The following is a 26,268-nucleotide window of genomic DNA, read 5'->3' as shown; positions in this document are numbered from 1 at the left end:
TTTTATAGTTAATATCTTACGTATTTTTGATTAACATTTTTAACAAAATGCCCGTTAAAACGCACATTTTCTCGACATAACGTTAGTTTTTAAGTTTTTTTTAAGGAAATTTTTTGAAAAAAAAAATCATTACGGTTGTAATTTAAGTTAATTTATATATTTTTGTTTTTATCAACAACCAATTATAAAATAAGAATCTATGAAAGGGAAAATTATTCTATTTAGTGCTTTTTTTATCTTAACTACTGCGGCTGTTTCTGCACAAGCTAAAAACGCACCGAGAAGTATTATCAGTACAACTGCTCTTATCCGAAAATACCATGATCAAAAAGAATTAAGTGGTATGCAAAAGGGTGAACTTTTGGAATTATACATCGAGCGTATTAAAGTATTAGTTAAAACTCTCCCTTACATTGCTTTGGTTACAAAACCTGGAGTTACTATGGCTGATCTTGGTATTCCAGACGATAACGAACACAAAAAAGTATTAGATGCTCAGGCGGTAGGTACATCAACATTTTTGGATACAACTGTAGAATTCCAAAGAAAAATGATGCCTTACTCTGATAAAGGAAATCTAATTGCTGCAATTTTGTTCTACGAAAGTACATTGAAATCATTACACGAGTTCAACGATTTGAACGAAATGTAATAAAGCATTTTTTAAAATCTTTTTTGAAAAGTCTAAGTGAATACCAGCTAGGCATTTTAAGAAACAAAATAAAAGAAACTCACTCTCGAGGGTTCTGAAATCTCAGAAAACTCGAGAGGAGTTTTTACATTTGCGCATACCCAAATTTATTATTAACCGTAATACCCCCTTATCATGAAAAAAATTACTCAATTAATCTGCGTTCTTTTGACGGTTGCGAGTATGAATGCTCAACAAGAGAAAGGAATTATGGGCTACACTAATTGGTTAAATAACTGGACCGAGTTTAAGCCTAATAAAGTTGACTATGGAGAAGCAAACCAAATTTTGGCAGGAAACATTTCTGTTAATACTAAATTGCTGAAAAAAAATATCTACGTTCTGCAAGGAAACGTTTATGTTACAAACAATGCTGTTTTAACTATCGAACCTGGAACTGTAATTATTGGTGATTTCGAAACAAAAGGAACATTGGTAATCACAAAAGGAGCACAATTAGTGGCTGATGGTTTAGAAACAGATCCAATTGTATTTACTTCAAACCGCAGCATGAAAAAAGCGGGAGACTGGGGTGGAATCGTAATCCTTGGAGATGCGCCAATCAATAAATTTGGAAATGTAGGTTCTTATAACTTAGATCTTGATCCTACAATGACTACTTATGGTGGAGACAATGTAGCTTCTAACTCAGGAATTTTAAGATTTGTTAGAATCGAGTTCGCTGGTAAAAAAGTAAAAGGAGCTGATACTTTCAACGCTTTAACTCTTGCTGGTGTTGGAAACAAGACTGTACTTGAAAATGTAATGGTTAGTTACGCTGGAGGAGATTCTTTCGGAATCTTAGGTGGTGACTTAAATGTTACAAAATTTGTTTCTTATAAATCAGTTAATGATGACTTTAAATTCTCTCAAGGAGTTCAATGTCGTTTCTTCAACTCTTTAGCAGTTAGATCTTCTTACTTCTCAAGCACTAAAGACGGATCTCGTTGTATGGAGGTAAGATCTTTTGAGAAGAAAAGTGAAACAGACTTCACTAAAAAACAAACTTTAGTTGTTGCGAGCAATATTACAATGGTTAATGACAGTGAAAACATTAATGCTGACATTCAAGCAGGTTTAGTAAAAGAGGCTGTATATGTAGCTGAAAATGCTTCTCTTGAAATGAAAAGAAGTGTAATCTCTGGATTCAACCCTGCAGTATTATTAGATAGCAAAACTGAAATCAATGATGCCAACCTTAAAAAAATCAAATTTGAGGAAATGTATTTTAACTTATGTAAAGGAAACATCTTTACTGAATACAATTCTAATAACGAAGATTTAGAAAGCTGGTATGGAAACAGTGTATTCTTTAACGTTTACTCTCAAAGTGACAATAAAGAAACATTCATTGATATCTTCAATCCTAAAAAACCAGATTTCAGACTACAATTAGGAAAAATCACAGCTTCTAGCGGTAATAGATAAATAGTTTCGATTTTTATTTCCCACGCGTAAATTTTATTAATTAAGTCCCCAGACACAATTTATGTATCGTCTTAAGGGCTCAAATAAAGATCAAGACATAATGGTATCTACGAAAAAATATTTTTTATATATAATATTTTTGGTTTCGCCTATATCGTTAACTCTATATGCACAGAATACAGCAGAAAACCCTACTAAGGCTGCTGTTTCTGAGTGTGGTTTAACTTTGGCTAATAATAACCAAAACAACACTAATAATGCTGTTGTAGAAAACGGCAAATCAAGTAATTTAAATCAGTCTATAGTAGGGATGTCCACCCCCAAGGATGGCCTTACTATAGCGGCTGAGTCAAATACTGTATCTAATAATTGTGAGGAGAACTCAACACTTGCAGCAACTTCAATTATTGCAAAAGAGGTAATTGAAAATTACAAGTATGATTTCTCTGAAACAGTTATAGATATCTTGTTTTTTGAGCGTATAGATCTAGCAAGAACACGCACTATATGATTCAAAAAATTACTTTATCTTTTTTTAAAGTTTTAATATTATTTAGCATTCTACTATTTGCTAGATCGAATTCCTATGCCCAAACCATAGTTCCTCAAACATTTGATGGATTAGAGAAGCTTTGTGCTGGTAATTCGTTTAACGAATTTTATGCTACTTTTAGTTATATAGATTTTCCCGCAGGTACTACCTTCGTAGTTGAGCTTTCAGACGCTGCGGGAAATTTTACTTCTCCAGTTGCAACCACTCTCCTTCAAACTATTGATGTTTCTGCAACCCAAAAAACAATTAAGTATGCAGTTCCGACAAATTTAATTGGTTCTGACACTTATAGCCTACGAGTAAAAAGCTCAACAGGCGTTACTAGTACAAGATTTAAAAACTCTTTAGGGAATACTTCTTTTCCTGCATACTTCAAAACATACGAGTCATCTTTCTTTATCAATAATAAGAGTGATACAGCAATGTTGTGTTCTGGAGGAAGTTTAACGCTTTCTGTTAGTGCAGACGCCCCATCTCCAATTGACATTCCTAATATCAAATATAAATGGTATAAAGATGATGTCCTTATTACAGGACAATCGTCTAAGGAGATAGTTGTTAATAGTACAGGAAAATATTATGCAGAGATCGATTATGGCCAATGTTCTGACGTTAACTTTAGCTCAAATCGTGTTAATGTAACGTCATCTAGTAGTGGATCTGGAGTAACGATCAATTCAAGTCTAGGAAATCCTTTTTGTGCTAATGGTACAGGAACAGTTTTAACCGCTACTTCAGGAAACAGCTATCAATGGATAAAGAATGGTGATAAGATAATAGGAGCCACAAATCGTACTTATTCTACAAATGAATCTGGTGTTTATACTGTAGAAGTCGATTTTGGCGGATGTAAAGCCACAGGATCTATCAATCTTCAAAGCAATGGTTTTCAAGCAAGCATTGATGCCCAGGATGGATACAAATTAAGCGAAGGCGAAACTATAACGGTTAACGTTACAACAGACGCTTCTGCTCCTACTTTTGAATGGTACTTAAACGACAATTTAATTTCGGGAGAGACAGGAAGTTCTTTTGTTATTTCAGTTAAAGGGAATTATAAAGTAAAGATTTCTCAAGTGTCTGGCTGTGTAGCGAGCAGAGAGTTTTCATTTAGAATAAATGGCGAATCTGGTCCAGCAAGTGTTATTCCTAATATTATAAAATTAAGCGGAATGAATCCGTATTGGAATATTCCAGATGAATATAAAAATGCAAACACAAAGGTAATGATCATTAGTTCAAACGGAGAAATGGTTTTGGATGTAGTGAATTACCAAGGCGATTGGCCTCAAAACAATATAGATTTTAAAAATGTTAATCCCGTTTATTACTATGTCATTCAAGGCGATGCAGGTGAAAAAAAAGGATCAATAACTGTTATAAAATAATATGAAGAAACTTTTACTATTCATCACGTTATTTTACGGTTTATCAAATGTACTCTATTCTCAAGACGCTTCTGAGGATGGAGTTGTTTCGTTTTCATTACCCATTAGAAATTCGTTAAAGTTTAATAGATACTTAATTAACCCAACATTCAGTTTTGTTAGAGAATCAAACCCATACGCAAGCTTTTATAATAAGAGACAATGGGTGCAGTTTGAAAATGCTCCACAGACGTATTTAGCCAATTATTCTGGGCGATTTAGAGAAAACGAAGCATTTGCTGTTGGTCTATTTCAACAGAATTACGGATTAATGACTGTTTTTGGTGGAGTTGCCAACTTCGCTCATAACATTGTTCTAGAAGAAGCAAGCAATTTGACTTTTGGTTTAAATGTTGGAATTTATCAAAGTGGTATCAATACTGGAAAAATCATATCAGATGATTCTACAATTTTAACAGGAGATTTTCCAAAAAGCACATTGCTCACAGTAAATCCTGGGATTAATTATGGTACAGAATTTTTAGATTTCGGATTAGCAGTTAACAATTTAGTGCTTTATAATTTCGGATCTGGAATGGTAAAAGAAGATCCAGAAAGAGCTATTCAGCTACACGCCATGTATACTGGCTATATTGACAGTTATGGTTTTTTTGATAGAAGTAAATTCTCTGGAATTGTTAGAACAGAAATCAAAAAAGATAAAACAGTCATTTCTGGACTTGCTATGCTGGCACTTCAGCAAGGAGTTTGGGCACAGGCTGGATATAATACATTATATGGAGTTTCTGCAGGTCTGGGAGTTAACATTACTCCGAGTATTGCTATCGAATATAATTACGAAAGAGGAATGGGCAATTTCTCTAATCTAGGCGGTTCTCATGAATTTGCAATTGCCTATAAATTCAAAAACAGAAATTACTATTATGGAGATGACGATGAAGGATCTCTTGTGGATCCGTCAAAATCAAAACCAGTTCCAGCTAAACCACAATCGGAGGCAACTCAGGTAAATAGAGCAGAAATTGCTGAAAAGAACAGATTAGCGGCCGAAGCAAAAGCAAAAGCTGATGCAGAAGCAAAACAAGCAAGACTTGCTGCTGCAGAAAAAGTTAAGGCAGATGCGGAGGCAAAAGCGAAAGCCAAATTAGAAGCCGACAATAAAGCAAAAGCAGATGCTGAAGCCGCTGCAAAAGCAAAACTAGAAGCCGACAATAAAGCTAAGGCTGATGCTGAGGCAGTTAAAATAAGATTAGCAGCAGAGGCAAAAGCCAAAGCAGATGCTGCAGCTGCAGCAAGAGCACAAACTGCAGCCGCAAACAAAGCTTTAGCAGAAACACAAAAAACACAGGCACAATTAGCTGCTGATAAAGCTAGAGCAGATGCAGAAGAACGTAGAATAAAACTAGCGGCTGATAATAAAGCAAGAGTAGATGCCGCAGCAGCCGCAAGAGCACAAGCCGCAGCAAATAAATCTGGAGCAATTGCACAAAAAACTCCAGAACAGCTAGCTGCAGATAAAGCACAAGCTGATGCAGAAGCATTAAAAATAAAATTAGCTGCTGATGCTAAAGCTAAGGCGGATGCAGAGGCTTTACAAGCAAAAGTTGCAGCAGCAGATAAAGCAAAAGCCGACGCAGAAGCTGCAAAAGCAAAAGCTGCAGCGGCGAATGCAGCAGCGCCGACACAACAAAAAACAGCTGCACAGCTTGCTATAGAAAGAGCAAGAGCAAATTCAGAAGCTGCAGCAAAAATGAGATTAGCAGCTGCTGAAAAGGCAAAAGCCGACGCTGAAGCGGCTAGACAAGCGAGATTAGCCGCTGCAGAAAAAGCAAAAGCCGATGCAGAAGCTGCGAGATTAAAATTAATTGCAGACAATAAAGCAAAAGCTGACGCTGCCGAAGCAAAACGTAAAGCAGATGCAAAAGCAAAAGCAGAGGCTGCCGATATGCAGTCAATATTAGCGGCTGATGCAAAAGCAAAAGCTGATTCAGATGCATTGCAAGCAAGGTTAGCAGCCGAAGCAAAAGCTAAAACTGCAGCCGAAGCTAAAACAAAAGCATCAATTGATGCAGCTAATAAAGCTAAATTGGCGGCAGACGCAAAAGCAAAAGCAGCAGAAGAGGCAGCGCTTAAAGAAAAGTTAGCGGCAGAAGCAAAAGTAAAAGCTGACGAAGAAGCGAGACAAGCAATTATAGCGGCAGAATTAAAAGCAAAAGCTGATGCAGAAGCATTAAAAATAAAACAAGCAGAAGAAGCTAGACAAGCACAATTAGCTGCTGAAGCAAAAGCAAAAGCCGATGCAGAAGCACTTCAAGCTAAACTAGTAGCAGATGCGAAAGCCAAAGCTGACGCAGAAGCAGCGGCAAAAGCAAAATTAGAAGCCGAAGCAAAAGCGAAAGCTGATGCAGAAGCAGAAAAAGTAAGATTAGCAGCAGAAGCAAAAGCGAAAGCGGATGCAGAAGCAGAACAAGCAAGACTAGCAGCTGATGCAAAAGCAAAAGCCGATATGGAAGCTTTACAAGCTAAATTAATTGCAGATGCCAGAGTAAAAGCCGATGCAGAAGCTACAGCAAAAGCAAAAGCCGAAGCAGAAGCGAAAAAATTACAAGAGGAAGAAAATGCACGTCAGGCTAAATTAGTAGCAGAGGCAAAAGCCAAAGCAGATGCAGAAGCACTGAAAGCGAAACAAGCGGCTGAAGCAAAAGCCAAAGCTGACGCAGAAGCAGAAAAAGCAAGATTAGCAGCTGAGGCTAAAGCGAAAGCGGATGCAGAGGCATTACAAGCCAAACAAGCTGCAGAGGAAAAAGCCAGAATAGAAGAAGAAGCTCGTCAGGCGAAATTAGCGGCTGAAGCGAAAGCCAAAGCTGACGCAGAGGCAGAAAAAGCAAGATTAGCAGCTGAAGCTAAAGCTAAAGCGGATGCAGAAGCATTACAGGCTAAACAGGCTGCAGAAGAAAAAGCAAGAGTAGAAGAAGAAGCACGTCAGGCGAAATTAGCGGCTGAAGCTAAGGCCAAAGCCAATGCCGAAGCTCTTCAAGCGAAACTTGTAGCTGATGCCAAAGCGAAAGCTGATATGGAAGCTTTACAGGCAAAATTATTAGCTGATGCAAAAGTAAAAGCTGATGCAGAAGCTACTGCAAAAGCGAAAGCAGAAGCCGAAGCGAAAAAGTTACAAGAAGAAGAGGCACGTCAAGCTAAGTTAGCAGCAGATGCCAAAGCGAAAGCCGATGCAGAGGCATTGAAAGCCAAACAAGCTGCTGAAGAGAAAGCAAGATTGGAAGAAGAAGCTCGTCAGGCTAAATTAGCAGCAGAAGCCAAAGCCAAAGCTGATGCGGAAGCACTTCAAGCAAAACTTGCAGCAGATGCTAAAGCGAAAGCGGATGCAGAGGCATTAAAAGCCAAACAAGCTGCTGAAGAAAAAGCAAGATTGGAAGAGGAAGCTCGTCAGGCAAAATTAGCAGCAGATGCCAAAGCAAAAGCTGATGCAGAAGCACTTCAAGCGAAATTGGCAGCTGATGCCAAAGCGAAAGCCGATATGGAAGCTGAACAAGCAAGACTTCTGGCAGAAGCAAAAGCCAAAGCTGACGCTGAAGCTACAGAGAAGTTGAAAGCTGAAGAAGAAACAAGACGCTTGAAAGAGGAAGAAGAGCGTCAAGCAAGATTAGCAGCTGAGAAAGCAAAAGCTGATGCAGAGGCAGCAGCGTTAGCAGCCAAAGCGAAAGATGATACTGGAAAAGCTATTGAAAATTTGACTCAATCGGTTGAAGGTACAAGTAAAGTTCAAACAGATTTATTAGATCAATTTAAAGCTACAGTTGCGAATAAGCAAAAAGATTTGAATGATTTAAAAGAGGAAAACGATTTAAGTGAAAAAGGTATTTATAAAGAGCCAAAACCATTTAAGAGTGTAGCGGCAGAAAACAGTCAGATAGAGTCATTAAAAGTTCAAATTGCTGATGCAAATAACAGTATGAAGAATGAGATTGCAAAACTGACAAATCTTTACAACGAAAGGCTTAAAAAGTTCCCTAAAGATGATCCTTTGAATAAAGCATATCTTGAAAAGATTAATGAGTTGAAAGCGGCTCAGTTGAAAATGGAAAGAGAAGGAGCAGCTTTAATTGCCGATTTAGAGCGTATTAAAACAGAGACTGAAATTGAGCGTAAACGTAGAATTAAGCGTGCAGCTTATGAGAATGATGAAGGAAGATATGCACAGGACGTTGCGGCTCTTAAGAGAATAAAAGAAACAACCAAGCTGAGCAGCACACCTTTAAAAGCAAGTGATTTTGACTTTGGTGAAGAGCAGTCAAACATGCAGATTATTAAGAATATTAAAAATTCTGATAGTGGATATTATATGATTATTGCAGTTCATAGTAGTGTAGAGAAACGCGATGAGTTCTTAACTAAAGCTGTTGCTGCAGGACGTTCAGATATTAATTTCTTTTACAACCTAGCTACGAGTAAATATTATATTTATTATGAAAAATTCGACGGTTTGCAAGAAGCTACCAAAGCATTGGAAGCTAAAGGAAATAAACCATACAATGGCAAAATGGCTATTGTAAAAGTGGAAAATTAGAAAAATATTAGATTGATGTGGCTTCTTTGAAAAAAGAAAATCAACATAAAGTAAATTTTAAATAAAGAGTATATGCTGTTTTTAAATGCCCCTTTAAAAATAGTCGTTAAACTGAAACCATAGAAACATGAAGAAACCTACTACTTTAAAATTAGTTTTAGCTGTATTGCTTTGTATTCAAAGTTTTGTTATTCACGCTCAAAAGAACTTTACCCCTCGTTTCGATACGAGTTTAAAAGGTGATATGCTTTTGATCGGTAATAATATTTTGAATAGAGATAACAATAGGGATGGCGAAAGAGCAAATGACGCGTACAATGTCTATAATCGGAATAATAATGACCTTCAGATGTATTATGTTGATGTTGATAATGACAACAGTACATTTAGTTCTAGTTCTGCTACGTTAAGTATTCCTAGCGGAAGCAGGGAATGTTATAAAATTGTCTACGCAGGACTTTATTGGGCAGGTATTTACAGCCAAGGATCTATAGATAATAAAACGGTTAATAGAAGTAATTTAGGTTCTATTAAAATTAAGCTTCCTAATCAGGCAGCTTATACTGATATCAGTGGGCAGTTAATTTATGATTATTATCCTTCTAATTCAAATGGTTCTCAAATACCTTATGCTTACTATTATGATTTAACTTCATTAGTACAAGGTTTGGCAAATCCTGAGGGAGAGTATACTGTAGCAAATATTATTTCAGCACAAGGGAACATTAATGGAGGTTTTTCTGCAGGATGGAATTTATTTGTGGTATATGAGGATCCAAAATCTTCAGCTAAATATATTACTACTTTTGATGGTTTCAGATGGATTCAGGCAAATAGCAATGCTGTTACCTATACTATTTCTGGGTTTAAAACGATTCCGACAGGAACTGTAAAAGCAAAATTAGCATTCGCAGCTTTAGAAGGAGACGTTAACTTACCGGGTGATAGGTATTCTATAAATAATACCGATATTTCTACAGCAGAACGTCCGGTAGATAACTTTTTTAACAGTACTATTAACGATACTAATGGACCGTTTACAAATAGAAATCCGGCCAGTGGAAATACTTTAGGTTTTGAGGCAGGTATTTTGAATGTTCCGAACCCAGCGAATAGACAAAATCCAGGAGGAAGTGTCATTAAAAATAATGATACTTCTGCGACATTAAAACTTACCACAAGTGGGGATGGTTACGGATTGTTTTTTAATGCTTTTAACGTTGAGATTATCGAACCAAAGATTGTCTTAACCAAAATTGTAAAGAATGCGCAAGGAGTTAATATTGGTGGGCAAAATGTAACATTAGGCCAGCAATTGAATTATGAAATTGGTTTTAAGAATACAGGAAATGATAATGCTACTTCGTTTACCATAAGAGACCAATTGCCTATAAATATTATTTTTAATTATCCATCGGATATTGTTTCATTGCCAACGGGAGTAACTGTTCAAAGTTATGATGCCACTACAAGGAATATTGTTTTTAAGGTTGATAACAGTGTGGTTAAAGTTGGCGACCCTGAAAAAGTAATTAGTTTCAAAGTTCAGGTTGTTCCAGATTGTCATATGTTGAGTGAGGCTTGTTCTAATAGTATTGACAACTCTGCATATGCAACTTACAAAGGGACACAAAATACAGCTTTTACAATTTCTGATGATCCGAGTGTTAATACGAATACAGGATGTATTTTAATTCCAAAAGCAACTAACTTTTTAGTAGGAGTTGATGGATGTAAATATACCGACAATGTAACACTTTGCGGTGAAAGCATTAACTTGACTGCAGCAAACGGTTATACTGATTATACATGGTACAGTGATGAAGCCCGCACACAACTGATAGGAAAAGGACAAACACTAAATGTAAAAAATCCTGGTACTTATTACGTGTACAATTTGGCAGCAGCTCCTTGTAGATCAATTTATCAATCATTTGTTGTTACTAGATTTGGTACTACGGTAGAAAATCCTGTAATACCTTTTGCAGATCAGGTAGTAATATGTTCTAATGATGGAAAAAAACTTCCTAATATCTTTTTATGTGGAGGAAATGCTTCTAGGGCAATTACATTAAATATTTCAGATGCAAATAGTATTGTTTGGGAAAAATTAAATGAATCAAGCTGTACGGCAGTTACAAATCAAAATTGTGCTAATGAAAGCACTTCTTGTACTTGGACTCGTCTTAAAACAGGATCAAGTTATACTGCAAACCAAGCGGGACAATTTCGCGTAACGTTAAATTATGCGGGAGGATGTTTCAACCGTTTCTACTTTAATGTATATAGCAACTCTTTAACTCCAACAGAAACTCATAAAGATATTATCTGTGGAGCTCCAGGAAGCATTACAATCGGAGGTGTTCCTGCAGGATACGAATATGCTATTAGCACAGATCCAAATGGAACTCCAGGTGCGTATCAGACTAGTAATGTATTTCCGATTACAAGTCCAAATTCTTATACCGTTCACATTAGACAAATTGGTGTGACAACTAATCCTTGTATTTTTACTGTTCCAGGTATTTTAATTAGAAGTAGAGATCTTAGTATTTCAACGACTGTAACGCAACCAACATGTAAAAATGATAAAGGAAGCATCAAAGTTGGGGCACAAAATATCGATCCTCAATATTACTATTATATTTATACTAGCGGTGGAACTTTAGTTAATAGTTTCGGTCCAACTTCAAATTCAGATTATACATTTGCAAATTTATCATCTGGAGATTATAGAGTCAGAGTTACTAATGGAGCAGTTGGATCTACTCCAGCTCCATCTTGTGATAAAACTGTTGATGTAACAATAAATCCAGTTCCAGCAGGTTTAAATCCAACAGCGGCCTTAACGGTTCCTTTAACGGCATGTTCAAATGGTAAAATTGTTGTGACTACAACAGGCGGAACCGCGCCATATTACCATTTTATAAATGGTTCATCTACATTCCAATTATCAAATGAAATTGCCGTAACTGGTCCAGGTACATATGATATTAGAGTAGTTGATGCAAACAACTGTAGCGGAACAACATCTATTACAGTAAATGCAAATCCAAAACCTACTTATACTGTTACAGCAACTGAAATTAACTGTAGCGGTGGCACTTCGCAAATAAATGTAAATGTTACTAATGCTAATGGATATACTTTACAATATAGTATAGATAATGGTGCAACATTTAGTAATAATCCAGTATTTCCAAATGTTACTGCAGGTACTTACAATGTTGTTGTACGTTATACAATGTCAGGCGTAACTTGTACTGACCCAGCAACTCCAATTACAATTACTCAACCAGCAAATGCTTTATCTGCATCAGCGGGTGTTTCTGAATTAGCAGGATGTGACCCTTCTGGAAACGGATTTGGTAAAGTAAGAATTACTAACCCACAAGGAGGAACACCTCCATATACTTATAGCTTTGACGGTGGTGCAAATTATGGATCTTCAAATGAAGCCTATGTTGCTCCAGGAACCTATACTCTTTATATTAAAGATGCAAAAGGTTGTATCTTCAGCATGCCTGGCGTGGTTTTAGATCCAAGACCTACTGACCCAACAATTTCTGTTGCCCCACCAGTTTTCAACTGTAACGGAACAGCAACTAGTACAGTTACTGTAACAAGTGGTGGAGGTAATAACTATGCTTATGAATACTATTTAGATAATGTAAAGAATACAAATACACCATCTAATGTATTTGTTAACGTTCCATCTGGCCCTCATACAATTTCAGTAAGATATAATTTAACTTCAGTACCAACTTATAGTAATTTATTATTAGAAGATTTTGGTTCTGGTGGTACAACTACTACTCCTGGTATTGCTTCAGCATACTGTTTCAATGACCAGAGAGTTAATCCTCCCTATACTTGTTCATTAAATGGAACACCAACAAGATCTGTAGAAGATAACCAATATTCTGTGACAAGTTTCTTCTGGAGAAACGATAATGCTTGGTACCACTTTAAAGATCATACTACTAATGGTGCAGATGCAAATGGAAGATATTTATTAGTAAATATTGGTGGTGCTGCAGGAAATTACGGTGTTCTTTATAGTAAACCAATTATTGATGTTATTCCAAACCAACCTGTAATGGTTTCTCTTTATGTAGGAAACTTATTGAATACAGGCGTAAATGGTGCTGCTCCAATTGTTAGATTTGAGTTAGTTAATGCAGCAGGACAGGTTGTGGCTACTGAAGACACAGGTAAAATCGCTGAGGCAGCAAACGATCCTAATAGAACAAAATGGGTACCGATTAATATTTCATTAAATCCAGGTCCTCATACTAATCTAACATTCAGAATTCGTTCTGGAAGTATTGAATACGGTGGAAATGACATTGTAATTGATGATATTTGGGTTCGCCAAATTCCAAAGTCATGTATTACTCAAAAAGATTTCCCAATTGTAATTGATAGTAATAAAGCTTTTACAGTATCTGAGCCTGTTATTGATAATTTATCATGTAGTAATAGTTCAGATGGACGTATCTCTATTGACGTTGCAAATTTCAATACAACTACAGGATACAAGTACTCTTTAAATAATGGTACAACTTGGAACACAGCTACAGTTTCTCCTCTTGTAATTACAGGATTAACTGCTGGCACCTATAGAATTATTGTGAAAAGTGATGATGCTGGAACATGTTCAAGCTCTTTCACTAAAACAATTACAGCTCCAGTTGCTCTTACAACTACTGCAAACGTAACAGTTCAGCCAACTTGTACTATGGGGGCTTCGATTACTGCTACAGCAAGTGGTGGAACTCCAAATTATAAATATGAGCTTCGTCGTACTGATGGAACTGTTGTAGTTGGTTTCCAAAATAATAATGTATTTACAAATGTTGCTACAGGTAATTACGTGGTTGTTGTACAAGATGCAAGTTCTTGTTCTTCTCCAGCTTCAAGTGTTGTGTCAGTTGTAGCTCCACAAATTCCTACGGCAACATTAGCAAGCAACTCAGATTTGTGTTATGATACAACTAATCGCGCAACTCTTGTAGTAACGGCTTCTGGTGGTAAAACACCTTATTCATATAGTTTAGATGGAGCGCCAGGTCAGCTTTCGAATACGTTCACAAATGTTGGCCCTGGAACACACTCAATTGTTGTAACAGATGCTAATGGTTGTACAGCTCCTGCAATTTCTAATATTGTTATTGCTAACCAATTAAAAGCAGAAGGAAATATTACTAAACCATTAGATTGTATTACAAATAATGCAGAAATAACAATTACAGTTACTGGCGGTACAAGTCCATACACTTATGCTGTAGCAGTAAACGGAAGTACTACTTATACAACTATTCCATCTAATGTTTATACAGCATCTTCTGCAGGAAGATATGTATTTAGAGTAACAGACTCAAAAGGATGTATTGTATTTACTGATGCAGTTGTAGTAGATCCTATTGCAAATCCTACAGTTACCGTTTACTCAACCCAAATTACATGTAATGGTTTGACAAATGGTAGTGTGCAATTAGTAGGTGCAGGCGGTTCAGGTGGATATCAATACAACTTTAATAATGCAGGTTGGTCATCAACATCTTTATATACTAATTTAAGCCCAAATATTGATTATACCTATTTGGTTAGAGATAGTAAAGGTTGTACTTCTGCTATTGGTACAATACGATTAACTCAGCCAACTGCTTTATCAGGAACAATAAGCGCTACAGAACTTCAGTGTAATGGTACAGGCACTACACCTGCAGTTGTTACTGTTAATGGTGCTGGAGGAACAGGTGCTTATACTTATAGTTTCAATGGTACAACCAATTTTACCAGTACAAATACATTTTCTATTTCTACAGGAGGTGTGGTTACAGCATATATTAGAGATGCCAATAATTGTCAATTCGGACCATTATCAGTAACAATTAATAACTTAGACAGAATTACAGGCATTACCATAACAGATAGTGGATACGATTGTTCTACAACTCCTCCTGGAGGTCACGTAAACATTGCCGCAGTAAAAACAGATATTTCTGCTCCAATTCGTTTTCAGATAATTTCTGGACCTGCTGGATATAATAGTGCTTCAAATTCTGATGGTGAATTTAAATCGTTAGCACCTGGTAATTATGTTTTTCAAGCAACAGATATTAAATCTGGCTGTTCTTTCACAGTACCTTACACTGTAAAAGGGGCTCCAGATATTGTAGCTACTGGTTCAGTTTTGACTAATATTCAATGTTACGGCGGAACAGGAACGCTTCAGTTTATAGTAAACGGCGTTAAAAATAGAGGTTATGATTATGTTATAACAAATGGCGGAGGAACAATTATTCAGGAACAAAAGAATGTTTCTGAAACAACGACAGTAATAAACGTTACTGCTCCTCAGCCAGCAGGTACATATACAATTACAGCAATAGATAGATTAACAAAATGCCAGTCTACATTCTCGGTTACACTAGCTCAGCCAAGTTCGTTGGTTAGTTTTACTGCAACCGCATCTAATATAAACTGTAACAATGATAATTCGCAAATAACAGTTACTGCGACAGGCGGTACTCCAAACTATACTTACGCTTTCGCGAAAAGCCCATCAACGGTACCATCATCAGCTTATGGGAATAGTGCTATTTTAACAGTAGATACAAATTCTGGAGCTGATTTAGTATGGGATGTTTATGTTAAAGATAATAATGGTTGTACTGCAAAAAGAACAATTACAATTTTACCAGAAAATGTTCCAACAATTGATACGCCTGCATCACAATGTTATACAGGTTCACCAATTAATATTACAATAACAGGTACTTATATAGGAACTCCAACTTTCAGTAAAGATGGAATTTTCTACCAGCAGTCACCTAACTTTAGCTTAACTCCTGGAACTTACACTTTACATTTAAGAGATGGTTTTGGTTGTGATGCTCAGACTACTTATGTTGTAGCACCTCAATTAACTATTACTCCGACAATTGTACCAGATGCAACTTGTACGCCAAATACCACAATTAGTTTATCATCTTCTGGCGGTACAGGAACTCGTAGCTATCAGGTTTCATTTAATGGAGGAGCATACACTGCAACTACAAGTCCTTACGTGGCAACAGCTGCAGGAACTTATAAATTTAGAGTAAGTGATTCTGCAAATCCAGTTTGTTATGCAGAAACTGCTGACATTACAGTTACATTAAAACCAACTACATTAACAATTACAACTGCTAAAGTTGACGTTTTATGTAATGGAAATAATACAGGATCAATTACGATTACACCAACATCAGGAAAAGCTCCTTTTACTTATAGTGTAACAAGAGGTGGGACTTCAGTTTCGACTACAGCTACAACTACTGGTTTAACAGCAGGAACTTATGATATCTTAGTTACAGATGCATTGGGCTGTACTTCTGCTGCAACTTCGGTTACAATTTCTCAACCGACAGTATTAGATACAAATGCTACAGCAACAAGTTTCAAGTGTGATACTAATAATGCAAAACAATCTGCATTAGTGACTATTAATATTCCTACCGCTCCAACAGCTGGAACGGCTCCATATACATATAGTTTTAACAATGGATCATTTACATCGTCTAATACCTTGACAGTTGTAGATAATGGTAATGATCAAACTATTTACTATGCTGTTAAAGATGCGAACGGATGTATAATGCCAACAAAATCTATTGTTGTAAACAAACTTAACCCTCCAGTAATTGCTTCTGTTAATGCGAGTCTAATTTATTGTGCTCCTGTTGCTAATACTACAAGTACAGCAACAATTACACTTAAAGCATTAACGGGTATTGCACCATTCGTATACGAAATTGTTTCTGGTCCAACTTCGGCGCCATCAAATACAACAGCTTCATTTAGTAATTTAACGCCTGGAAATTATGTATTCAAAGTAACAGATGCTAGCGGATGTTACGATACTTTCCCATTAAATATTGCTCCAGCAAAACTTATGATTGCTTCAGCAACTAAATTAAATGATGTGTACTGTAACGGTGATTCAACAGGATCAATCCGTTATAATGTAAGCGGATTTACAGGTACTTATAGCTATTCATTAAATAGTGGAACGCCAGTTACGGGTCAAACAGCTCCTGTATTTACAATTTCTAATTTAGCTCCAGGAACATATACAGTTGTATTTACAGATGAGACTACACGTTGTGATGTTACAACAGCTACTATTACAATTTCTCAGCCAGCTGCGCCACTTTCTGGAACAGTAGCTTATGTTAATGCAAATTGTAATATTCCAACAGCTAAAGTAACTATTACAGCTGCTGGAGGAACACCTGCATACCAATACTCATTCAGTAATAGCAGTACAGTTCCAGGAACTTACGATACAGCAAATTCAGCTAATCTAAATCCAGCGCTTACTTGGTACGCTTGGATTAAAGATTCAAATGAGTGTACGGTAACTTTACCATTAACTTTAGTAACAGACACTACTCCAATTGTGAGTGCTTCTGTTGCAAATCAATGTACAGCTTCAGGAAATAACTTCCAAATTGTAGCTGTAGGTTCAAACGGAGTTGCTCCATATACTTATTCGATTAATACAGGTGTAGCACCAAGTCCAGCAAATACTTTTACAGTATCAGCAGGTACTTATACTATTACTGTAAAAGACGCAAATAACTGTACTAATACAACAACTGTTACAGTTAATGCTGCCATGATAGCTGAGGCTATTTTGACAAAAGACTTAACTTGTTCTTCTCCAACAGATGCTACAATTGCTGTTTCTGTAACTGGTGGCGCTGCGCCATTTGGTTATAGAGTTAAAGTTGGTGCAGGTGCTTATACTGGTGCGCCGATTGCTTTTGCTGGAACTTCATTTATTTACACTACATCAACTGCTGGTGTATACCAATTTGAAATTACCGATGCTAATGGCTGTCCAGTACAAACAAAAACAGCAACAGTAAGCGATTATGTGCCAGTCGGTGTTACTATCGTAAAAGTTGACCCAACATGTAACGGTTCTACTGATGGTACAATACGTTTTACAAATCCAGCGGGACAATCGCCATTTCAATATAGTATAGATAATGGAGTTACTTTTGGTAATTTAGCTATTTATGGTGGTTTAGCTTCAGGAACTTATAACTATGTTGTAAGAGATGCTAAAGGATGTGAGTACCGTAATAGTATTATATTAAATAACCCTCCTCCAATAGTAGCAAATATTGTTGAACACGGAATTACTTGTGGTGCAACTACACCTGGTAGTTTAGATATAAACGTAGTTTCTGGAGGTACAGCACCGTATACTTATTATTTGTATGATAACGCAATGACACAAATTGCTACATATACAGAAAGTGGTGCGGCAGGAACTCCTGTACATAATTTCGGAGGATTAATGTTTGGTAATTATTATATCACAGTAATCGATGCGAATGGTTGTAAATTTGAAAGTAATAGATTAAGAATTGAGCCACCACCTTATTTAGCTTTGACTAGTAGAATAGCTGGAGCAACTTGTGCAGATGGTGTTTCTGTAACAGTTAATGTAACGGGTGGTACACCAAACTTTGTTTATACTATTTATGGTGTAGGAACAACATCTGGATCAACTAGCGCTACTTCTTATACATTTGATCATTTAGATCAGAATACAACTTACGTTTTCGAAGTTGTTGATGCTGGTGGCTGTCCTTCTTATTTAGAAGTATTGACTCCAACGATCTCACCAATAGTTATTAATTCTGTAGCAACTACGAATGTTACATGTAATGGTGCTGCTAATGGAACTATTAATTTCACAGTATCAAATTATAACGCTACAAGACTAGATTTTGAAGTTAGAGATAATGTTACAAACGTTGCAATTGTTCCACCAGTAAGTGGTTCTGCAACTGGTCTAACAGGTGCTCCGTATTCTGGAACACTTACAGGATTAAGACCTGGAAATTACACTCTTTATGTTAAAGAGTTTGACGGATCATTGTGTTCTAATGTCTCAGTTTTCAGAATTACACAGCCAGCTCAACCGCTTGACGCGAGTATAACAAGTAATGTTAATGCAAACTGTGATGATCCAGCTCAAGTAACTATTAGAGTTACTGGAGGTACAGGACCTTACACATTTGCTTCAGCAGTTGCTCCAGCTACTCCATCAGTTTTTGCTTCTGGAAACGTATTAAGTTTAGATCCAGGACCAACAGGTGCTGATGTAAACTGGAATATTATTGTTAAAGATGCTCAAGATTGTGAATTCCCATTAAGCGTAACAATTGCTAAAGATCCAAGCCCAGAAATTAGCTTAAGTGTAGCTAATAACTGTGCGGCTGAAGGTGCCTTTGGAGTTGTTGTTACTGAAACTGCTGCAGGAGTAGGACCATATTCAATTAAAGTGGATACTGGAGTATTTGTAAGCATTCCAGGGTTGCCATATACAGTTACTAATTTAAGTTCAGGATCTCATACAATTACCATTAAAGATGGAAATGATTGTACAGATACTGAGACCATCAATATTAATGCGCCATTAAAATTAACTCCAGCAATTACAGCATTGCCAAGTTGTGTGGTTAACAATGGTGTGGTTACGTTAACTCCATCTGGAGGAACGAACTCTTATAGCTATAGTATTACGCCAATGCATCCAAGTATTGTAATTTCAGGAAATACAATTTCTGGACTTAGAGCAGATACTTATACTATTACAATGACCGATAACGGAAATCTTTGTACTACAACAGCAGAAGTAACTTTACCAGCAGGTACGCCTGTAACATTTGATGCTGTTGTAACTGATGTTTCTTGTTTTAACGGAACTAATGGAAAAATTGAAGTTAATTTATTGCCTTCAAATGATAATCCAACTTATACATATGCAATTTCGCCAATGCCAGTTGGATATGTACAAACAGGTAATGTATTCTCTAATTTGCCACAAGGAGTGTATGATATTACAGTTACATCTGGTAGAGGTTGTTCTTTAACAAAACAATATACTGTTGGTCAGCCAGCAATTTTAGATGCTACGCCTGCAATTACAGCTTACGCATGTAATCCTAGCAATATTGCTCAGCCTGCTGTTGTAACAATTACTGCGACTGGAGGAACAGGACCATACAGATTTAATTTTGATGGAGGTGCGACATACTATACTGATAATACTACTCAGGTACAAGTTAGTACATCTGCTCAAACAGTTAATTATTATGTTATTGATGCTAATGGATGCCAATTTAATGGTAACGTTGTCGTTCCGCCATACCAACCATTAACTGATATTCTATTTACATTAACAACAGCTCCAATCTGTCCGACAAATGTGGCTGATGTTACGTTAACTGTTACTGGAGGCTATACTCCTTATGCTAAATATGAAATTATTTCGCCAATTACTTTAGATAACGGAAATAATGCTACTTTCACAGGATTAGCACCAAACACTTACTTATTTAAAGTAACAGATAACAATGGTTGTTCTATAGAAAGACCATATAAAGTAGAGCCTGTTATTCCAATTGATATTGTTCTTACATCTTCAAACAATGTAAGTTGTAATACAGCAAACGGAACTGATAACAACGGTTCGGCTACTTTCACAGTTTCTGATTTTAGCGCAAGCGGAAATTATAATATTTCAGTAACAACTAACCCAGCTGCATTGTCATACAATGTACCAACTGTTGCAGGAGATGTTATTACATTAACTGGCCTTGAAGCAGGTACTTATACAGTAACAGTTAGAGATATTACAACGACTTGTTCAAAATCTGCAAATGTCACTATTACAATGCCGGCTCCAATCGCATTTACTGCGACAGCAAGCAAAGTATTCTGTTCTGATGACGAGTCTGAAATAACAGTTACAAATGTTACGGGTGGAACATCAGCTTATACTTATGCTGTGGTTAAAACAGGAGATCCTACGCCAACAGTATTTGGAACAAGTTCAGTTTTAACTGTGGATACTAACTTAACAGACCTTACTTGGGATGTTTATGTTAAAGATGCGAATGGTTGTATTTCAGTTGCTGTACCAGTAACAGTAATTTCTAATGCAGCTCCAAATCTTAATTTACCAGCTCAACAATGTTTTGTTGGTGCAAACTTAACAGTAGATTTAAATGCTTTATCTACAACTTACAATGGTGTAAAATCATTTACAGTTGATGGTTTAGCAATTACAGGAACTACAGCTACGTTTACAGCTGCGGGAACTTATAAAATTATTTTAACTGACGATAACGGATGTACAGATGAGGTAGACTATATTATTCAACCACAATTAATCGCAAGTGCTTCGGTAACTAAAGATCTATATTGCGCTGCTCCAATTGATGCAACTATTGATGTTGAAATCAGTGGAGGTGTAGGACCTTATACATATCAAATGTATCATAATGGAGCTGCTACGGGACCAGTAACAGGTGTTGCCGGAAACTTTACAGCTTCTGTGTCAACAGACGGTGATTACTATTTTGTAATTACAGATAGTAACGCGCCAGCATGTTCTGTAACAACTACTACTGTAACAGTTAACCCAACAGTAATTCCGACACTTGCTCAATCACAAATCAATGTAAGCTGTTATACATTTAATGACGGAAGTTTAACTGTTGTTCCAACAGGTGGTCGTCTTCCTTATACATTTGTATTGACAGGACCAATCGTTAATACGACTGGAGATGCAACAGGAACTTACACAGGATTGATTGCAGGAACATACACTGTAGTAGCAACTGATTCTAAAAACTGTGCTTCGGCGCCAGCAACATTTGTAATTAGTGAGCCAACTGAATTAACAGCTATCCATGCAATTACTCCAAATACAACATGTAGTACAACTACTTCCATAGTTGTAACTGCAACAGGCGGTACTACTGACTATAGATATAATTTCAATGGTCAAGGTTATGACACAGCTAATACTTTCTCAGTAGTTAATGATGGATCAATTCCTTCTATAACTTACACCGTGAGAGATGCTAATGGTTGTGAAACTGCTCCAGTAACAGTACCAATTGTACCACTAAACAAACCGACAGATTTAACATTCAGTGCATCTGTTGTGACTTGCCGTGCTACAACTAGTACAGTTGATGTAACTGCGACAAATGGTGTAGGGGCTTTAACATTCGAGATTATTTCATTTAACGGAGCTCCAGCAGCTTATGCTCCAGTGAATACTGCAGATAATACAGTAGCAGCTACCTTTACAGGTTTAGTTCCTGGAGATTATATGTTCAGAGTAACAGATTCTAACGGATGTACTTACGAAGAATTATTACCAATTGCACCAGTTACAAATATTGTTGTAAATGGTCAGACTATTGCTGATATGACTTGTAATACAACAAATGACGGTCAAGTAACTTTCACAGTTTCAGATTTTGCTGGAAGTTATACTTATACAATAGATAAAGATGGTACTAATTTTGTTCCATCAACATCAACAACAGCGACAACCATTCCTTTAACAGGTCTTGCTTTTGGTCAGTACACGATTAACATTACAGACAATGCAACAGGTTGTACAGCAACTTCAATGGTAGAAGTGAAACAACCAACGGTAGTTACAGTTAATTTAGTAGATAATGTAAATGCAAACTGTAAGACAGGAGCAATAGTAACAGTTCAAGCTAGTGGAGGAACTCCAGGTTATGTCTATTCATTCGTTCATGCTGGTGACCCTGCTGGAGCATTTGACGCATTAGCTACAAGAGAGTTAGATGCAACTGTACCTGCATGGGATGTTTATGCACAAGATGCTAATGGATGTATTTCTGCTCCATTTAGAGTGAATATCGTAACTGACCCACTTCCAACAGGATTTACAGCAGCAGCTGTATCTCAATGTCCAAGTGCTACAGGAACTTACGATATTGTAATTACACCAGGAACAGGTATGGGGCCATTTGAATATAGTATTGGTTCAGGATTCCAATCAGGACTTACATTTACGGTAAGTGTTCCTAAAACATATGATCTAACGGTAAGAGATAAATTCGGTTGTGAATTCGTATTCAACGCAGCGGTAACTATTATAGAGCCATTAGACATTCAAAATACGGTTGTAGATTTAACAACTTGTGCTAACGGTGACGGAAGCGTAAGTGCGACAGCTACAGGTGGTACAGGTAACTACAGTTATACAATTGATGGAACTACAACTGTAACAACTACTCCGGCTATATTCGCTGGTTTATCAGTGGGTTCACATACAATTGTGGTGACTGATTTGACAACAACTTGTACGAAAGACATAGAGTTTAAATTAGAGCCTGCAACTCTAGTAACAGGATTTGATGCAACATCTACACCTGTAACTTGTAACGGAGGAAACAACGGTACTATTACAGCTACTTTAGATGCTCCAAGTGCAGGGGTTAATGATAATCCAATTTACACTTATACATTAACAGGAACGACTGTTTTAGGAGTTGCTGTAAATAGACCAGCACAACCAGAGAACGTATTCGAAAATCTTGAAGCAGGAAGCTATACTGTTACAGTTACTTCTGGAAGAGGATGTTCTGATTTTAAACTTGTTCAGGTTATCGAACCGGCATTAATTGTAGTTCCTAACCCAGCAATTGCTCAGTACGGATGTACTTCTGATAATACTAGCAATTTTGCAACAATTACAATTAGTGGTGTTACAGGCGGTTCAGGAACTTATATCTACGAATTCATTAGAAATGGTGCAGTAGTTTATAAAGGTGATAGAAATGTTTACACAGAAACCGATTATTTAGGTGGATCATATACAGTTAATGTTTATGATAATAACGGATGTATTGGTTCTAATGCTGGAACGTATGTAATTAATCCATTTATTAGTTTAGATGATATTACAATTAGTATTACAAATGCAATAACTTGTACAAATAATGAAGATATTGCTGTTACAGTTGCCACAACTGGAGGAACACCAGCAAATCTGCAATATGCTATTACAGATGCATCTGGAAATGCAGTAGCAGGTAATCCAAATAATGCAACGGGTATCTTTACTAATTTATCAATTGGAAATTATATCATAAGTGTAACAAATCTTGATACAAATTGTACAATTAAAGAGGTTCACTACGTTAATGATCCAAATACTTTTGAAATTAAAGCTGTACCAGCAAGTGCACAAATTTGCTATGGAGCAGCTGACGGTCAGGTAACATTAACTTTTGTTGACAGACAGCCAATTCCATCAGACGAGGCAGGTGCTTTTAGTTATGTAATCACAGGGCCAGTTTCTAGTACAGGAACTACAACAGGAGCTGTAACTACAATTTCTAATTTAACTGCTGGTCAGTATACAGTTAGTGCGACCTTAATAGGAAATCCTTACTGTACAGTAACAACATTATTTACAATTGAGCAACCTTCAGCGCAATTAGCGGTGACAACAACTCAGGCAGATATTACTTGTAACCCAGGTAATAATGACGGTGAAATATATGCTTCTGCAAATGGCGGATGGGATAATAATTACCAATATCAGTTAGTTCTAAATGGTGCAATTGTGGTAGATTATTCTACTCAATATACTTTCACAGGATTATCTGCAGGTACATATACGATAAATGTAAAAGATGGTAAAGGTTGTATTGCTACAACAACTGCAACATTGGTAGTTCCATCTCCAATAACGTTTACTGCTACTCCGAGCGCAACATTATTATCATGTTTTGGTGATAAAACTGCGACAATAACAGTTTCAGTTCCAACAGGAGGACAGGGAAGCAATTACATGTACACATTAAACACTGTGATTGGAACACAAACTATATCTTCAGGTCCGCAATCATCGAATATTTTTGATGGACTAGGTGCTGGTACTTATTCAATAAAAGTAACAGACGGATTTAATTGTGAGGCAACATCTGCAAGTATTGTTATTACAGAACCAACAGAAGTTATTCCTAACTTAATTTTGGCTTCTTCACAAACTTGTAACGTACAATCGACGCTTACATTAAGCGCAACAGGAGGTGTAGGTCCATATAGCTATAGTACAGATCCTAGTTTTGCAACAAATTTGGGTACATTTAATTCATCTGTTACATTCTCTGTACCAGTAGGAACTTACCAATACTATGTGAGAGATACTAATAACTGTGTAAGTTTTGTTTCTAATGAAATCAAAATAGATCCTTTGGTTCCTTTGACAGTAGATTTAGATATTACAAATGCAATTGTAAAATGTACTGGTGAAGCTACAGGAGTAATCGTTGCAGAAGCAAAAGGAGGTTTAGGAAACTATAGTTATACTTTACAGGATGCAGCTGGAAACCCAATTCAAGGGCCTCAAAGCTACGGAAGATTTGAAAATCTTTTAATAGGAACTTATAAAGTAAAAGTAGACAGCGGAGATTGTAGTAGTACTTCTGTTAATGCTGTAATAACTGAACCTGCAACTGCATTGATAGCAACATTTACACCGACGAATGTTTCATGTTTTGGTGAAAATAATGGTAAAATCGTAATTACAGCGAGCGGAGGAACAGGAGTTATTAAATATGCAATCTCACCAGATTTAAATCAGTTTGATTTCATTACAACATTTGATAGACTTGCTCCAGGAACTTACACAGTAATTGCCCAAGATGAAAACGGTTGTTATGTGAGACAAGATGTTGAAATTACACAACCTAATCCGGTTATTGTAACAGAAGTTCCAAACTCTATGATTCCTGAAGTGTGTGATGGAGATAAAGATGGTGCATTCAGTATTGAAGTTAAAGGTGGTACATTACCTTATAGCGTAAGTTTAGATAATGAAAAAGGACCATTTACTCAGGGTACAGCTACTCAAACAATATTTGATTTCACTAATCTAGCTGGAGGAACACATACAGTATATGTGAAAGATGCAGAAGGTTGTGTAATTGAGTTTGTAGAAAACATGCCAAACGCAGTAATTCTTAATCCAACTGCTGAGGTAACATATGATTGCGTTAACAATACACAAGCCAACATGGTAGTTGTAACAATTGATGCTTCAATTACGAACCCAGCAGATGTTGATTATTCATTAGATAACAATGGAGTATTCCAGCCAAGCAACATCTTTACAAATGTTCCTGCTGGTGATCACTTCATCGTTGCAAGACATACTAATGGTTGTGAGGTACCAACTCCAATCTTTACTGTTAATGCAGTTGCGGAACTTGGTTTAATCGACATCACAAACCAAAGCAAAGACATCAACACAATTGTTGTACAAGCTTCTGGAGGTGTTGCTCCTTATGAGTACAGCTTCAATGGTGAACCATTCTCATCATCTAATAGCTATAGAATCTACAAAACGGGAGATTATGTAGTTATCGTAAGAGATAAAAATGGTTGTGAGAAAACAATAACAGTTCATGGTACATTCTATGACTTCTGTATGCCAAACTACTTTACACCAAATGGTGACGGACAAAATGATACCATTGGTCCAGATTGTGGTGCGTTAGCATACAAAGAGTTAACATTCGATATTTATGACAGATATGGTAGAGTAGTAGCGAAATACCGTGTTAATGGAAAATGGGACGGAAGATATCATGGAGACGAATTACCAACAGGAGATTACTGGTATGTTCTTAAACTGAATGATCCAAAAGATCCGAGAGAATTTGTTGGACATTTCACATTATACAGATAACAAAATTATAGCCCCAAT

At 36.6% G+C, this 26,268-nt stretch carries 6 protein-coding genes; all 6 read left to right on the top strand.

Annotated features, from left to right (window positions below):
- Window positions 1-199: 199 nt before the first annotated feature.
- The 6 genes from FF52_RS11795 (at window position 200) to FF52_RS11770 (ending at window position 26,250) form a co-directional block, all read left to right on the top strand.
- The gene (locus tag FF52_RS11795; RefSeq protein WP_008465732.1) at window positions 200-652 is read left to right on the top strand and encodes a hypothetical protein; all 453 of its coding nucleotides are present in this window, start codon (window positions 200-202) and stop codon (window positions 650-652) included.
- Window positions 653-826: 174 nt separating this feature from the next.
- Window positions 827-2,119, top strand: a complete 1,293-nt coding sequence (locus FF52_RS11790) for a hypothetical protein (protein WP_008465730.1) — start codon at window positions 827-829, stop codon at window positions 2,117-2,119.
- A 100-nt stretch (window positions 2,120-2,219) separates the two neighbouring features.
- On the top strand, window positions 2,220-2,630 hold the full coding sequence (locus FF52_RS11785; protein WP_237718547.1) for a hypothetical protein: 411 nt from the start codon (window positions 2,220-2,222) through the stop codon (window positions 2,628-2,630).
- Window positions 2,627-4,060, top strand: coding sequence for a gliding motility protein SprC (gene sprC / locus FF52_RS11780; RefSeq protein WP_008465726.1), 1,434 nt, complete (start codon window positions 2,627-2,629; stop codon window positions 4,058-4,060). The genes FF52_RS11785 and sprC overlap by 4 nt, the downstream gene beginning before the upstream one ends.
- Window position 4,061: 1 nt before the next feature.
- Window positions 4,062-8,645: a PorP/SprF family type IX secretion system membrane protein gene (locus tag FF52_RS23965; protein WP_008465724.1), complete on the top strand. Its 4,584-nt coding sequence runs from the start codon at window positions 4,062-4,064 to the stop codon at window positions 8,643-8,645.
- A gap of 127 nt (window positions 8,646-8,772) precedes the next feature.
- Window positions 8,773-26,250: a T9SS type B sorting domain-containing protein gene (locus FF52_RS11770; protein ID WP_008465723.1), complete on the top strand. Its 17,478-nt coding sequence runs from the start codon at window positions 8,773-8,775 to the stop codon at window positions 26,248-26,250.
- Window positions 26,251-26,268 lie beyond the last annotated feature (18 nt).

Source organism: Flavobacterium sp. F52, from assembly GCF_000278705.1.
Taxonomy (GTDB): domain Bacteria; phylum Bacteroidota; class Bacteroidia; order Flavobacteriales; family Flavobacteriaceae; genus Flavobacterium; species Flavobacterium anhuiense.
The sequence above is the reverse complement of the archived record's forward strand: the minus strand, read 5'-3'. Positions and strand labels throughout refer to the sequence as shown.

Coding starts and splice junctions, on each gene's coding strand:
- FF52_RS11790 (WP_008465730.1), top strand. CDS start 827: ATGAAAAAAATTACTCAATTAATCTGCGTTCTTTTGACGGTTGCGAGT.
- FF52_RS11795 (WP_008465732.1), top strand. CDS start 200: ATGAAAGGGAAAATTATTCTATTTAGTGCTTTTTTTATCTTAACTACT.
- sprC (WP_008465726.1), top strand. CDS start 2,627: ATGATTCAAAAAATTACTTTATCTTTTTTTAAAGTTTTAATATTATTT.
- FF52_RS11785 (WP_237718547.1), top strand. CDS start 2,220: ATGGTATCTACGAAAAAATATTTTTTATATATAATATTTTTGGTTTCG.
- FF52_RS23965 (WP_008465724.1), top strand. CDS start 4,062: ATGAAGAAACTTTTACTATTCATCACGTTATTTTACGGTTTATCAAAT.
- FF52_RS11770 (WP_008465723.1), top strand. CDS start 8,773: ATGAAGAAACCTACTACTTTAAAATTAGTTTTAGCTGTATTGCTTTGT.